This window comes from Rhizobium sp. ZX09 (genome assembly GCF_017357485.1).
GTDB lineage: Bacteria > Pseudomonadota > Alphaproteobacteria > Rhizobiales > Rhizobiaceae > Agrobacterium > Agrobacterium pusense.
The window spans coordinates 852,644-865,261 of sequence record NZ_CP031364.1; the positions used below are offsets into that span (position 1 = coordinate 852,644).

10 protein-coding genes are annotated in these 12,618 nt (G+C 58.8%); 8 read left to right on the forward strand and 2 right to left on the reverse strand.

Translation table 11 applies throughout. The annotated features are described in order from the left end of the window. The first annotated feature begins 212 nt into the window (after positions 1–212). The 4 genes from BTN45_RS18625 to BTN45_RS18640 all read left to right on the forward strand — a co-directional run bounded on the left by BTN45_RS18625 (position 213) and on the right by BTN45_RS18640 (position 5,140). Positions 213–1,202 carry an XdhC family protein gene (locus tag BTN45_RS18625; protein ID WP_022563125.1) on the forward strand — a complete coding sequence of 330 codons (990 nt, stop codon included), beginning with the start codon at positions 213–215 and terminating at the stop codon, positions 1,200–1,202. A gap of 118 nt (positions 1,203–1,320) precedes the next feature. Continuing rightward, positions 1,321–1,854 (forward strand): 2Fe-2S iron-sulfur cluster-binding protein, encoded by a 534-nt coding sequence (locus BTN45_RS18630; protein WP_022563126.1) that lies wholly within the window; start codon positions 1,321–1,323, stop codon positions 1,852–1,854. Continuing rightward, a complete protein-coding gene (locus BTN45_RS18635) occupies positions 1,851–2,840 on the forward strand; it encodes a xanthine dehydrogenase family protein subunit M (RefSeq protein ID WP_207590471.1) in 990 nt (329 codons plus the stop codon). Before BTN45_RS18630 ends, BTN45_RS18635 begins: the two co-directional genes overlap by 4 nt. Then, positions 2,837–5,140 carry a xanthine dehydrogenase family protein molybdopterin-binding subunit gene (locus tag BTN45_RS18640; protein WP_207590473.1) on the forward strand — a complete coding sequence of 768 codons (2,304 nt, stop codon included), beginning with the start codon at positions 2,837–2,839 and terminating at the stop codon, positions 5,138–5,140. Before BTN45_RS18635 ends, BTN45_RS18640 begins: the two co-directional genes overlap by 4 nt. A gap of 340 nt (positions 5,141–5,480) precedes the next feature. On the opposite strand, the gene leuA is transcribed toward BTN45_RS18640, so the two are convergent. Then, complete coding sequence (leuA, locus tag BTN45_RS18645) at positions 5,481–7,151, reverse strand: 2-isopropylmalate synthase (RefSeq protein ID WP_207590474.1); 1,671 nt, start codon at positions 7,149–7,151, stop codon at positions 5,481–5,483. Positions 7,152–7,459: 308 nt separating this feature from the next. On the opposite strand from leuA, the gene BTN45_RS18650 reads away from it, so the two are divergent. Next, positions 7,460–8,203: a helix-turn-helix transcriptional regulator gene (locus BTN45_RS18650; protein ID WP_207590475.1), complete on the forward strand. Its 744-nt coding sequence runs from the start codon at positions 7,460–7,462 to the stop codon at positions 8,201–8,203. A 366-nt stretch (positions 8,204–8,569) separates the two neighbouring features. After that, the gene (locus BTN45_RS18655; protein ID WP_207590476.1) at positions 8,570–9,226 is read left to right on the forward strand and encodes a nucleotidyltransferase family protein; all 657 of its coding nucleotides are present in this window, start codon (positions 8,570–8,572) and stop codon (positions 9,224–9,226) included. Between the two features lie 71 nt (positions 9,227–9,297). On the opposite strand, the gene BTN45_RS18660 is transcribed toward BTN45_RS18655, so the two are convergent. Beyond that, entirely contained in the window at positions 9,298–10,212 is a 915-nt protein-coding gene (locus BTN45_RS18660) for a LysR family transcriptional regulator (protein WP_034497436.1), read from the reverse strand. Between the two features lie 157 nt (positions 10,213–10,369). On the opposite strand from BTN45_RS18660, the gene BTN45_RS18665 reads away from it, so the two are divergent. Together BTN45_RS18665 and BTN45_RS18670 are read left to right on the forward strand one after the other, a co-directional pair. Next, entirely contained in the window at positions 10,370–11,362 is a 993-nt protein-coding gene (locus BTN45_RS18665; RefSeq protein ID WP_207590477.1) for an MBL fold metallo-hydrolase, read from the forward strand. 30 nt (positions 11,363–11,392) lie between these two features. Next, a complete protein-coding gene (locus tag BTN45_RS18670; RefSeq protein ID WP_113381442.1) occupies positions 11,393–12,475 on the forward strand; it encodes an aldo/keto reductase in 1,083 nt (360 codons plus the stop codon). Positions 12,476–12,618 lie beyond the last annotated feature (143 nt).

Genomic DNA, 12,618 nt, shown 5'->3' on the forward strand with positions numbered 1-12,618 from the left:
TTAAAAAATAGCTTGACGGACGACTGCAAGCCACTAAGTTAAACGGAGGCGCCTCCGTTTATGGGTGCGCCATTCGCTTCTTTAAATCAGATATGAGGCGGATGTCATGCCGAAATCAACGATTGGCGCTGATGAGCTCCCGACAACTCCAGAGTTCCTGAGGAACTTAACCTTCTGTCGCTCATTCTGATGTCACAATGCAGGAGGCACTTATGACACGATCGGCCGATAGCATCAGACATAACGATAATCCCGCAGATTGGTTGCGTCGCAGTGCCGATGCCTCAATCTTGGCAACACCTCAGCAAGCTTTTTCCACTGACAGGGCCTACGACGTCCTGAACTTTGCCATCGAGACCATGAAGGCAGGGCTTGAGGTGGCGCTGTGCACCTTGGTGGAAATACGCGGAGGCTCGTCCCGGCCGCTTGGCGCGCATATGGCGGTCGCGGAGGATGGCAGGTACTGCGGATATGTTTCTGGCGGATGCACGGAAGCGGCTATCGCCGCCGAAGCCTTGCAAGCCATGAAGAGCGGCCATGATCGCTTCGTCATGCTGGGCGAAGGCTCGCCGTTCTTCGATATCGTGCTGCCCTGCGGAGGCGGCATTACGGTTGCGATTCATCTTGTCAGGAACGTTGAACCGCTCTGTTCCACCAACATGCAGGTCGATCACCGGCAATGCGCATCTCTTTGTTATGCACCGGGTCTCGAGCAACTTTCGCCCGGCCTCCAGAGCAAGCCGACCGGCTGGGATGGCGATGTCTTCGTCACCCACTATCGGCCAAAAGTACGGACGGTTTTTTCCGGGCGCTCGCTCGAAGTGGAAAACGCCGTCAGCGTCGCGAGAGCTGCAGGATACGACGTTGTTCTCCTTGAGGATTCGCCGGGAACCAACATCGATGCATCGTTGATTGATCCCGACACGGCCGTTGCAGTTCTCCAGCATGACCTGGATCGGGAAATCCCGTTACTTGAGGCCGCTCTGCGCGCATCGCCTTTTTACATTGGCGCACTCGGCAGTTCCCGCACCCATGAGAAACGCGTCGAGCGATTGCGCCAGAGGGGTCATTCGGATGAGTCAATCGCCCGGATCAAGGCTCCGATCGGCGTTTTCGGGCGGGCAAGAGACGCTCAGTCACTGGCGCTGTCGGTCATCGCCGACATCGCAGCGTCGCGACAGCTCAACGTAACAAACAGCTAGAGCAGAAGGTCGTCGAATCAACAAGCCGACGGCTGGTCACAGGCAAACCATTACCGTGAGTTCCATGGGTGCCGCGACAGATCCTCCAGCGCGGGCCTTCAGACGAGGGAGATGTCCAATGCGATTTAACATCAACGGAACGGCAGTGGAGGTCGAGGCAGACATCCGCACTTCGCTGCTTGATCTCATGCGCAACTATCTGGGATTTACCGGCACCAAGAAAGGGTGTGATCAAGGCGCATGCGGCGCGTGCACCGTTCTGGTGGATGGCGAGCGCATCAATTCCTGTCTCGCGCTCGCGGTCCAGTATCAGGGGCGTAACATCACGACTGTCGAGGGCCTCGCCGCAAACGGCAACCTTCATCCCCTGCAAAAAGCCTTCATAGAGCATGACGGCTTTCAATGCGGCTATTGCACACCCGGCCAACTCTGTTCCGCCGTCGGCATGGCGGGAGAAATTGAACGAAACATTCCGAGCGTCGTCACCGCCGATCTTTCGAGCGACAGCATCGCCGTCGACGACACCGAGATTCGCGAACGCATGAGCGGCAATCTCTGTCGCTGCGGAGCCTATAACGGCATCGTTGAAGCCATATCTGAAGCGCTGGTGCAGCAGACGGCGGTCCAAACCGATGAGAGGGCACGGGCATGAATATCTTCTCCTATCACCAGGCATCTGATGCTGGGTCGGCGATCGCGCTCAAACAGGCCGGGCCGGCGGCGAAATATCTGGGCGGCGGCACCAATCTTGTCGATCTCATGCGCGAGACGGTCGAAAGACCGGAAACGCTGATCGATGTCACGCGGCTATCGAGCAACATCGAACAGCGCACCGATGGCAGCCTGCTGATCGGAGCGGGGGTGAAGAACACGGCGCTCGCGGCCCATGGCGCGGTGCGGACCCAATTCCCGGTTATCTCCCGGGCCATCCTGGCAGGAGCAAGCGCGCAGATTCGAAACGTCGCGACGGTCGGAGGCAATATCCTCCAACGCACCCGGTGTCGGTATTTCTATGACAATGCCGCCCATTGCAACAAGCGTGAACCGAGTTCGGGCTGCGACGCGCTGGAAGGTTTCAACCGCTACCACGCAATCCTTGGGGCATCTCAAAGCTGCATCGCGACCCATCCTTCCGACATGTGCGTTGCGCTCGTCGCACTGGATGCAATGGTGCACCTTGAGGGGCCATCCGGCACGCGCAGCCTGCCGCTGCGCGATCTTCACCGTCTGCCGGGCGACACACCCCAGATAGAAACGGCACTTCATCCGGACGAGCTCATCACGGCCGTCGAAATCCCAGCGCTGCCTTTTGCAAAAAGATCCGCTTACCGAAAGGTCAGGGACCGTGCGAGTTACGCCTTCGCTCTCGTTTCCGTCGCCGCGGCGCTTGATGTCGATAGCGCAGGTAACGTGAACGACGTGAGGCTGGCGCTCGGCGGCGTCGCGCACAAGCCGTGGCGCGCTCTCACGGCTGAATCGCATCTTAAAGGGCAGCCGGCAAACGCGAAGAGTTTCCGCGCTGCGGCGGAGGCCGAACTCGCGGACGCTGTCGGTTTACGAGACAATGCTTTCAAGATCGAACTGGCAAAACGCACTATTGTCGCCGTTCTGGAAGAACTGAAGGGAGAAAACGCATGAGCGCTGATACCCACACGCTGCCGGAAGCGGGCAGACAAGGTCGCTGGCAACCTGCCGTTACGAAAGATCCGCTGCTGCGCAAACATGGCGCCCTCGGGCAATCCATATCGCGCATCGAAGGTCCCATGAAGGTTCAGGGCAGGACGCGATTTGCGGCGGAATTTCCCTATGACAACATCAGCTATGCGGCGCTCGCTTTCAGCACCGTTGCCCGCGGACGCATCTCCGAGCTGAATGTGAGTGCAGCGGAGGCCGCGCCCGGCGTCATTCTCGTCATGACCTACAGAAACGCACCGAGGATGAAGGCGCCGTCGCTGATGATGTCGTCTCCGACAGCTGCCGGGGCGAGCAATCTTCCCGTCATGCAAAACGACGAAATCCACTGGAACGGTCAGCCGATCGCTCTGGTTCTGGCCGAAACGCAGGAACAGGCGGATTACGCTGCATCGTTGGTCACGGCAAAGTATGAACTGCTGCCGGCGGTCACGTCCTTCGATGAAGCCAAGAAATCGCCCAGGCAGCTCGAAAACCTGCTTGGTCAGCCTCCATTTGTTGAAATCGGCGACGCGGAAGCCGCGCTCGCAAATTCGGAGGTGAAGGTCGATCTCATCTACAGAACACCACGACACAATCACAATGCCATAGAACTGCATGCAGCAACGATCGTCTGGAACGATGATGAGCTGCGCGTTCATGATGCGAGCCAGCTGCTGGACCTTACCACAGGCCAGCTCGCGGATATATTCGGGCTCGATATCAGCAAGGTCCATGTAACCTCGCCCTATGTCGGCGGTGGCTTCGGTGGGAAATGTTTCTGGGATCATCAGATCCTGGCTTGCGCGGCAGCCAAACTTGCGGGGCGCCCCGTGCGCATCATGCTGTCGCGGGAAGGTGTCTTCAGGATCATCGGCGGTCGCACCGTAACCGAACAGCGCGTGGCCTTGGGTGCCAGGACCGATGGAACACTTAATGCGTTGATCCACACCGGAACCGCGGCGATGACGACGCACAATTCCTGTCCGGAACAATTCACCTTTCCGGCCCGCCATCTCTATGGCGCCAGAACGTTCCGCATCGGTCAGGATGTCGCCGATCTGGACATGCTGGCAAATACTTTCATGCGTGCGCCGGGCGAGTCCGTCGGAACTTTCGCACTTGAATGTGCACTGGATGAACTCGCGGAGAAATTGGAACTGGATCCCATCGAGTTGCGCCGGCGGATCGAGCCGGAAAAGGACCCGACGACCGGCAAGCCGTTCTCGTCGCGCTATCTCATCGAAGCTTACGACAAGGGCGCAGAGCAATTCGGCTGGGATAAAAGGAGCCGGACACCACGTCAAAGACGTGAAGGCGAGTGGCTTATCGGCATGGGATGCGCCACCGCGACCTATCCTTACCACCGCTTTCCCGGCGCCGCGGCCCGGATCAAGCTGACAGCAGACGGCCATGTTACCGTGTCGACGGCCGTCCATGACATGGGTATGGGCACCGCCACGGCTCAGGTGCAGCACCTGGCGGCACGACTGGGCCTGCCGCTTGAGCATGTCACGTTCGAGTATGGCGACAGCAGACTGCCGAGAGGCGTGATCGCCGGAGGCTCCACTCAGACCGCCTCCATAGGCGGGGCGATCATTGCCGCAACCGAGGTCTTCATGGAAGAGTTGATCAAGCTTGCCGGGAATGACTCGCCCCTTGCGGGGCTGTCGCTTCCTGAAGTCGAGGCAAGAGATGGTGGGCTATCGCATGTGAACGATAGCAGCCGGTTTGAGAGCTACCAATCGATCCTCCAGAGGGCGGGTCGAGAAGAGTTCGTCTGCGAGGCAGAGGCACCAGCCCCAGCCGAAATGGAAGCTTTTTCAATGCATTCCTATGGTGCGCAGTTCTGCGAGGTGCGCGTCAGCGCACTCACCGGCGAGACGCGCGTCTCCCGCTTCCTGGGTTCCTTCGACGCCGGGCAAATCCTCAATCCCAAAATGGCGACCAGCCAGTTCAAAGGCGGCATCATAATGGGCATCGGGCTTGCCCTGACCGAAGAAACCTATTTCGATGAGCGGACTGGACGCATCGTGAACGCCTCCCTGGCGGATTATCATGTGCCGGTGCAAATGGACGTACCGCCTATTGAAATCCTCTACACCAACAAGCCCGACCCGCAGGCGCCGATGGGCGCACGTGGCATCGGTGAAATCGGTATAACAGGGGTTGGCGCAGCCGTTGCAAACGCAGTCCATAACGCAACGGGTATTCGTGTTCGCGATCTGCCCGTCACCCTGGACAAGCTGATGGCCGGTCTCGACTGACGCGTTCGACAACATCAACGCCCTCAGCACTGCCACCCAGGTCCAAACCGCTCGCCGCCGACACGGAGCGCTAGAATTCGAGGTCCAGCTTGGACCTCGACCCCGCCTGCAAGCGACAGCAATATCGGTAAACGGTCCACAAAATCTGTCTGCCTGGATGGGCAGTAAGCCCTGCCCATCGGCAAAGAGCGCAGAGACCACCGGCATTACCCTTCGCCTATGGTTTTTGCGGTTTGCATACGGTCGAGTTGGCCGCTCTGGCGGCCTCCTTAGCGCTCCGGGCATGACCTACGGCATTCGTTTGTTCCTGGGCGGATCACGCGGCAGTCATAGCGAGAGGTTAGCCGTTGTTGGCTGCGCTGAGGACGGCCTTGACCGAAGCCGTGGCGATGTCATCGTCGATGCCGATCCCGAAAACCGTGACGCCATCACGAGTGCGGCATTCCAGGTAGGCGACCGCTTGGGAATTCGCGCCGCGTTTCAGAGAATGTTCGTGATAGTCGAGGACTTCCAACGTCACCCCACAGCCCTCCTCCAGCGCCGAGACCGCACTGGAGATCAGGCCATTCCCACGACCTGTGATCGCAATCACACGACCTCTGTGACGGATGCGCCCGACAAAAACGCGTTCCTTCCCGGCGCTCCGACGGCTTTCATCCTGATAATCAACCAGTTCAAACGGCTGCGGCCCGGTTAGATGGTAAGCATCTTCGAAGATCGACCAGATCATAGCGGCCGTGATTTCCCTGCCGGTGCTCTCAGCGAACTCCTGCACACGGCGGCTGAGATCGATCTGAAGCGAGCGCGGCAGTTTCAAACCCTTGTCCTGTTCAATCACCCAGGCAATACCTCCTTTGCCGGACTGGCTGTTGACGCGGATGACTGCCTCGTATGTCTCGCCTATGTCCGCCGGATCAACTGGCAGATAGGGCATTTCCCAGATACCGTCATTGCGCTTTCTGTGGGCCGTGAACCCTTTCCGGATCGCGTCCTGGTGCGAGCCCGAGAAGGCCGTGTGCACCAGTTCGCCGGCATAGGGATGGCGCGGGTGCACCGGCAGTCCGTTGCAATGCTCAACGGTATTCACAACATCGCGGATCGCGGGAAAATAGAGTTTTGGATCGATCCCTTGGGTGTAGAAATTCATTGCCAGCGTCACCAGGTCCACATTGCCGGTCCGCTCGCCATTCCCGAACAGGCATCCCTCAACACGGTCGGCCCCGGCAAGTAACGCCTGCTCGGCCGCCGCCACGGCCGTTCCCCTATCATTGTGAGGATGCACGCTGATAACCACCGCATCACGGCGCGAGATGTTGCGGCCGAACCACTCGATCTGGTCGGCATAAACGTTGGGTGTCGCGACTTCGACCGTTGCCGGCAGGTTGAGGATCGCTGGACGTTCGGAGGTCGGCTGCCAAACGTCCAACACCCGTTCACAAATCTCAAGCGCAAAATCAGGCTCGGTGAAGCAGAAGGTTTCGGGCGAATACTGAAAGGTCCAGTGGGTGTCGGGTCGCTTCAGGCTTTCCTCCTGCATCGCTGTGACGCCGGTGACGGCCAGATCGATGATCTGATGCCGCTCCATCCCGAAGACCACGCGGCGGAACAGCGGAGCCGTTGCGTTATAGAGGTGAACGATCGCCCGGCGCGTGCCCTCGAGCGCTTCGAAGGTGCGGACAATAAGATCTTTACGGGATTGGGTAAGCACCTGAATCGTTACGTCGTCGGGAATCCGATCTTCTTCGATCAGCGCACGGACAAAGTCGAATTCGGTCTGTGACGCCGATGGAAAGGCGATCTCAATTTCCTTGAAGCCTACGGCGAGCAGCATGTCGTAAAAGCGTAGCTTGCGTTCCACATCCATCGGATCGGCAAGCGCTTGATTGCCGTCGCGCAGGTCGGTGGACAACCAGCGGGGCGCTTTCGTGAGCCGGTTGGACGGCCACCTGCGGTCTTGCAGCTCGATGGGAGAGACGAAAGGGCGGTATTTGATTTCAGGATTGGTCAACATGGCGCGATCCGTTGCGATGCGTTTTGTGAAGGATTCGACACGGCCATTACGATCGCCGGGAAGCCGTCAGGCCCGGCGATCGCCGGTAAGTCGCAGCACAACGCAAACCATCAAACAGGCAAGCGCTGGGGCCGCGTGTCCAACGGCCACGCCGAGCGCCGCAGGATACGGCTCTTCGATGCAGTCAATAAGGCGGTTGCGGTCGGTCACCTGGCGAAAACTCTCTGCTGTTAGATGGCCTACCGTAGTGAGCGCGAAGCTGATATTCTAACGCCGGGTGATCATCGATCGTCGCAAAAGGATCAGTTTTGAAAAGCGGCATAAACATTACCAACGAGATCGCCGTCATCACCCACGACGAAAACCGCTTTTCGGGGCCGAGGCACAGTCACGAAGAGGCTCAGCTTCTATATGCCGTCAGCGGGGTTGTATCGATTAGGACGGACCGGGGCACTTGGGTCGTTCCGCCAAGCCGGGCGGTCTGGCTACCGCCCAAGCTGGCGCACGAAACGTCGAGCCATGCAGGCGTGCAGTTCCGGTCACTTCTGATTGACACAAGCGAAATAGGGGGGCTTCCCGACGAATGCCTTGTGGTGACGATCACCCCTCTTTTGCGGGAATTGATTCTGAAACTTGCCGAGCTTGCTGAGAAGCCACAAAGTCGGGAGCAAGCGGACGCCATCGTCAGGCTGCTTCTGATGGAACTTTCCTTTCAGCCAGCGCAGCCGCTCAACCTGCCGATACCGAAGCATTCCGGCTTGGCGCAAATGTGCGAGCAGTTCCGTACCAATTTGGCGGAAAATCTCTCCATCGAAGATGCCGCGACCAGGCTTCACATGAGCAGAGCCACCTTTATGCGGACATTCAGGCGTGAAACCGGCATGAGTTTCGGGCAATGGCGTCAACAGGCCCGGATGCTTGATGCCTTGACGATGCTGGCAGAAGGCAGAAGCGTCCTCGATGTCGCCCTTGAGTGTGGCTACAATAGCCCAAGCGCCTTTTCTGCCGTGTTTCGCCGATCACTCGGGTGCCCGCCCAGCACTTATTTTTAAGCCAGCCCGGATTCTGGTCATCACCTCGTTTAGCGCATCGACTGCGCGTTTGCATGCCAGACGATCAAGCCTCCGCAATTCAGTTGCAGTCAATCCCGCATGAGGCTGAATTCGGCTTGTCGCGCTGATCCGTCCACCCCTGTGCAATCCGCATCGCCACCGCCGGTCAACAACTTGAACGCCGTAACGGGGCCGCCAAACCCGCGAGGTTAAACCGACAGACCGAACGGTTGCTGAGCGACGAGATGCACGACTTCCGCTCCCCGCGGAATCCAGCCATTGATCACGTCCATAGGATATTGCAGGTTCCAGCAGCGCCTCGTCACAGAGGCTCATGGAAAGCCCACAAACCATGGGAGGAAGACTGTGTCCAACAGAGACGACAATGATCGGCCGCCCAAAGAACGCCCCGTCGGGCCCCGTGTTTTCGTTATCCTGCTTGCCGCAGGGCGTTCCAGTCGCATGGGAGAGACAGGTGCATCCAAGTTGCTTGCGGAATTTGGCGGCGTTGCTCTCGTACGACGTTCTGCGCAGGTCGCGCTCGGGTCGACTGCCGACAGTGTGGTCGTTGTAACGGGGCACCGCCGGCTTGAAATCGAAGCTGCGCTTGATGGCCTGGGAGTCGAGTGTCTCGAAAACCCGCTATACGGCCGCGGCATGGCGACCTCGATTGCGGCGGGGGTCTCATACTGCCATGCTCGGGGAGCGGATGCAGTTCTGGTCCAGCTTGCCGACATGCCGGGCTTGGCAAGCGGCGATCTCGATCGGCTCATTGCGGCTTTTCGAACGACCGATGGTGAAGCGGTTGTACGTGCGACGGGAAACGGGAAGCCGGGGAATCCCGTAATACTTCCTAAATCGCTGTTTGAGGCCGTCACCCACCTCGAAGGCGATGTTGGGGCTCGTCGGATCATAGAAACATCCGGCCTACCCATCATTTATGTGGAGATCGGAGAAGGTGCGTTGCTCGACTTAGACACGCCCGATGCGATACACGCCGCGGGCGGAACGCTGAAAGGTTAGTCCTAGCGCCATCGTCGGTCAGCGTAGCAAGACCCGTCGCTCGTTGTTCATCAGTGCAATGTCAGGGACCCTTAGATTGAAGATCTCGCCTTCTCCCATTTATAGTTCTTCATATAGTCGAGGAACGCACGCATGGCCGCGCTCGGAAGGCGGCGGCTGGGATAATACAGGAACCAGTGCGGCAGGGTCGGGCTCCAGTCGGGGAGTAACTCCACCAGTCGACCATCCTGAAGGTAGGGCCTGGCGTAATCATCAAAGACATGGGCGATACCTCTTCCCGCAAGTGCTGCCTGTAGTTCATTGTGCGCCGAACTGACCGTCAGGCGGCCGGTTGGGGTGACTTCAATTTCCTCGTCGCCCTCGGCAAATCGCCAGGTGACCAGCGTGCCGCCGGGAAAGCGGCGTTTGACACAGTCATGACTGACAAGTTCGTGCGGCGTCTGTGGTTGCCCGCACCTCTCGATGTAATCAGGAGAAGCAACGATTGCATAACGAAGTGCAGGACCAAGCGGCAGAGCGATCATATCCTGCGCCAGTTGCTTGCCGAACCTGACACCGGCATCGAAACCCTGTTCCACGATGTCTATGACGGCCGCGTCGCTGATAATTTCGATCTTCACCTCGCGGTATACCTCCATAAAATCGAAGACCAGTGGGCAGAGGAAGTGATCGACTGCAGGCGCAGGCGCGTTGATCCTGAGGGTCCCCGACGGGCTATCGCGTAATTCATCGACCTCTGCGATGGCGAGCCTGATGTCGCTCAATGCAGGCGCGAGACGCTCGAGAAGACGCTGCCCTGCCTCGGTCGGAGAAACGCTCCTCGTTGTTCGATTAAGAAGCCGGATGCCCAGAGCTTCCTCCAGAGCATTCATCGTTTGGCTCAAGGCCGATGAAGAAACCCCCCGTTCAAATGCCGCGGCGCGGAAGCCGCCGCAGCGCACGATGGCGACAAACACGTCGAAGCTGTCTAGCCGAACAGGGTCCATTGCTAAGTTTTTCTAATCAAGTTGATAAAGTTAATGCAGGTTATCAGATCAATGACGTCATGTCATGGTTCCCTGAGTTAAGGCCTGCGCTCTGGTGCACCTCTGCCCGATTGAGGGGCGAACCGAGGCAGTGCGCTCAATGAAAGAGGAAAGAAAGATGAACGCCTTCACTCTGAACAGACGTGCCATCATGCTGTCCGCGGTCGCAGGCGCGTCAAGCATGATCCTCCCAAGCTTGGGCGGCCCGGGCAATGCCCATGCCCAGACGGCTTCAGCAACGGCCGGCAATGCCGGTTTTTATCGCTTTCGGGTAGGAGAGATCAGCGCGACCGTCTTGAGCGATGGGGTGATTGGTGGTCCGCCACGCATTTACGCCAGTGATGCCCCGGAGGCCGAGCTTCAGGATGTGCTGCGACAGGCATTTCTGCCGACCGACCACATGACGCTCAATCTCAACACGCTGCTGATCGAAACCGGTGGCCGGCGGATTCTGATCGAAGCCGGCGCTGGCAAGACCATGGGTCCGAACGGTGGCCGCATCTTCGATAACCTCGCGGCAATCGGTCTCGATGCCGCTGACATTGATGTGATCGTCATCTCGCATACCCACCCCGACCATGTCGGCAACTTAAGAACTGCAGACGGTGGCAAGGCCTTCCCTCGTGCCACAGTCTTTGTCCCGAGGGCGGATTGGGACTTCTTTGTCCGCACCGATCCGGACCTATCCTACATGCCTGTCCCGGAGGATTTCCGGACACGATTTGCGGCAAACATCAAGAACAGCCTCGAACCCTTCAGGAACGATGTTGAACTATATGAGGCCGGCACCGAGATTGCGCCGGGTCTGGCGACGATCGTCGCGTCTGGCCACACACCCGGCATGGCGACCTTCCTCGTTCATTCCGGAAATGACCAGCTGCTGCTGACGGCAGACCTTGCCTATCACCCTGTCGTCAACGTCGACAGGCCTTGGGTGCCAGGCCCCGACCGCGATAAGGAAACAGCCCTTTCCTCCCGTCGTCGCATATTTGACAGGGCGGCCGCCGAGCGTATGCCGGTTCTTGGCTTTCATTATCCTTTCCCCGGTCTTGGCCGGATGCTGAAGACCGATGGCGGCTATGCCTGGGTCCCCGCCAACTGGCAGTTTTGACGTCAACAACAATCGAGCAGGAAATCTCCCATGGATCAGTCAAAGATCAATCGTCGCGGCTTTCTCGGCACGGTGGGTGCGGCGGCAACCGGACTTGCACTCGCCAGCAGCACTACCGCGCAGGCTCAAGGCACGAACGTGTCGTCGGCCGCATCTGCCTCGAACCCGGAGGTGCTGACCCGGACCTTGCCTCGCACCGGGGAACGGGTCACAGCCCTCGGTCTCGGCACCTTTCTGACATTTGATCTAAAGCCCGGGGATCGCCGCGATGCCCTGCGACAGGTCTTTGAGCGATACGTCGCTGCAGGCGGTCGCGTGGTCGACACATCGCCTCTCTACGGCTCGGCGGAGGTCAGCGTCGGTCAGTTCATGGGCGAATTTGAGGGATCGGATGAGATGTTCCTCGCCAACAAGGTCTGGTCGACAGGAGAATATCTCGGAGACGAAAGCCATGCCGTTGAAAGCTTTCGGCAATCACGCATGCGGACATGGCGTGACACGATCAACCTGATGCAATGCCACAGCATCACCAATGCGCCGGTCGTTATTCCGCTGATGAAGGCATGGAAGAAGGAAGGTCTTATACGGCATGTCGGCGTGACCCATCACGAGTCGGCGGCACAGGACCAGCTGCTGGCGATTGTTCAACGCGACGATGTCGATTTCATTCAGACGAACTACTCGATCTTCAATCGCGATGCGGAGCGACGCCTCCTTCCAGCCGCCGCCGACAAGGGCGTTGGCGTCCTCATTAATCTACCGCTGGAAAAGGCACGTTTGATGAAGGTCGTCGAGGGGCAACCGCTTCCCGGATTCGCAACCGAGTTTGGAGCGACCAGCTGGGCGCAGTTCTTTCTGAAATGGGTCATGGCACACCCCGCCGTTACGAGCGTGCTCTGCGGTACGTCAAACCCTGACCATATGAGTGACAATGTCCAGGCGATGACAGGCCCGCTTCCGGACGAGCGCATGCGTGCCCGGATGGTCGCGCATATGGAAACAATTTCCGGGTTCGGCTCCATCGGCACGATGCCATGGTACCCAGGCAAGGAGAATATGTATTCCGGCCTCATCCGCGAGGCGCAGGCCAATGCGGCGCAGCGCCTGCGGTAAAATACGCGGCCAGCTCGCCTTAGAGCATTTCGCCTCACCCTGTATTCTCGAGATAGTTTTTGGCATTCGGTGGGCCGGATGGTTTCGACCAGCCTGCCGATATATCGCTTGCGCTTGAGTTAGGATGCCCCAAAAGACCGTAA

Coding starts and splice junctions, on each gene's coding strand:
- BTN45_RS18625 (WP_022563125.1), top strand. CDS start 213: ATGACACGATCGGCCGATAGCATCAGACATAACGATAATCCCGCAGAT.
- BTN45_RS18630 (WP_022563126.1), top strand. CDS start 1,321: ATGCGATTTAACATCAACGGAACGGCAGTGGAGGTCGAGGCAGACATC.
- BTN45_RS18635 (WP_207590471.1), top strand. CDS start 1,851: ATGAATATCTTCTCCTATCACCAGGCATCTGATGCTGGGTCGGCGATC.
- BTN45_RS18640 (WP_207590473.1), top strand. CDS start 2,837: ATGAGCGCTGATACCCACACGCTGCCGGAAGCGGGCAGACAAGGTCGC.
- leuA (WP_207590474.1), bottom strand. CDS start 7,151: ATGTTGACCAATCCTGAAATCAAATACCGCCCTTTCGTCTCTCCCATC.
- BTN45_RS18660 (WP_034497436.1), bottom strand. CDS start 10,212: ATGGACCCTGTTCGGCTAGACAGCTTCGACGTGTTTGTCGCCATCGTG.
- BTN45_RS18665 (WP_207590477.1), top strand. CDS start 10,370: ATGAACGCCTTCACTCTGAACAGACGTGCCATCATGCTGTCCGCGGTC.
- BTN45_RS18670 (WP_113381442.1), top strand. CDS start 11,393: ATGGATCAGTCAAAGATCAATCGTCGCGGCTTTCTCGGCACGGTGGGT.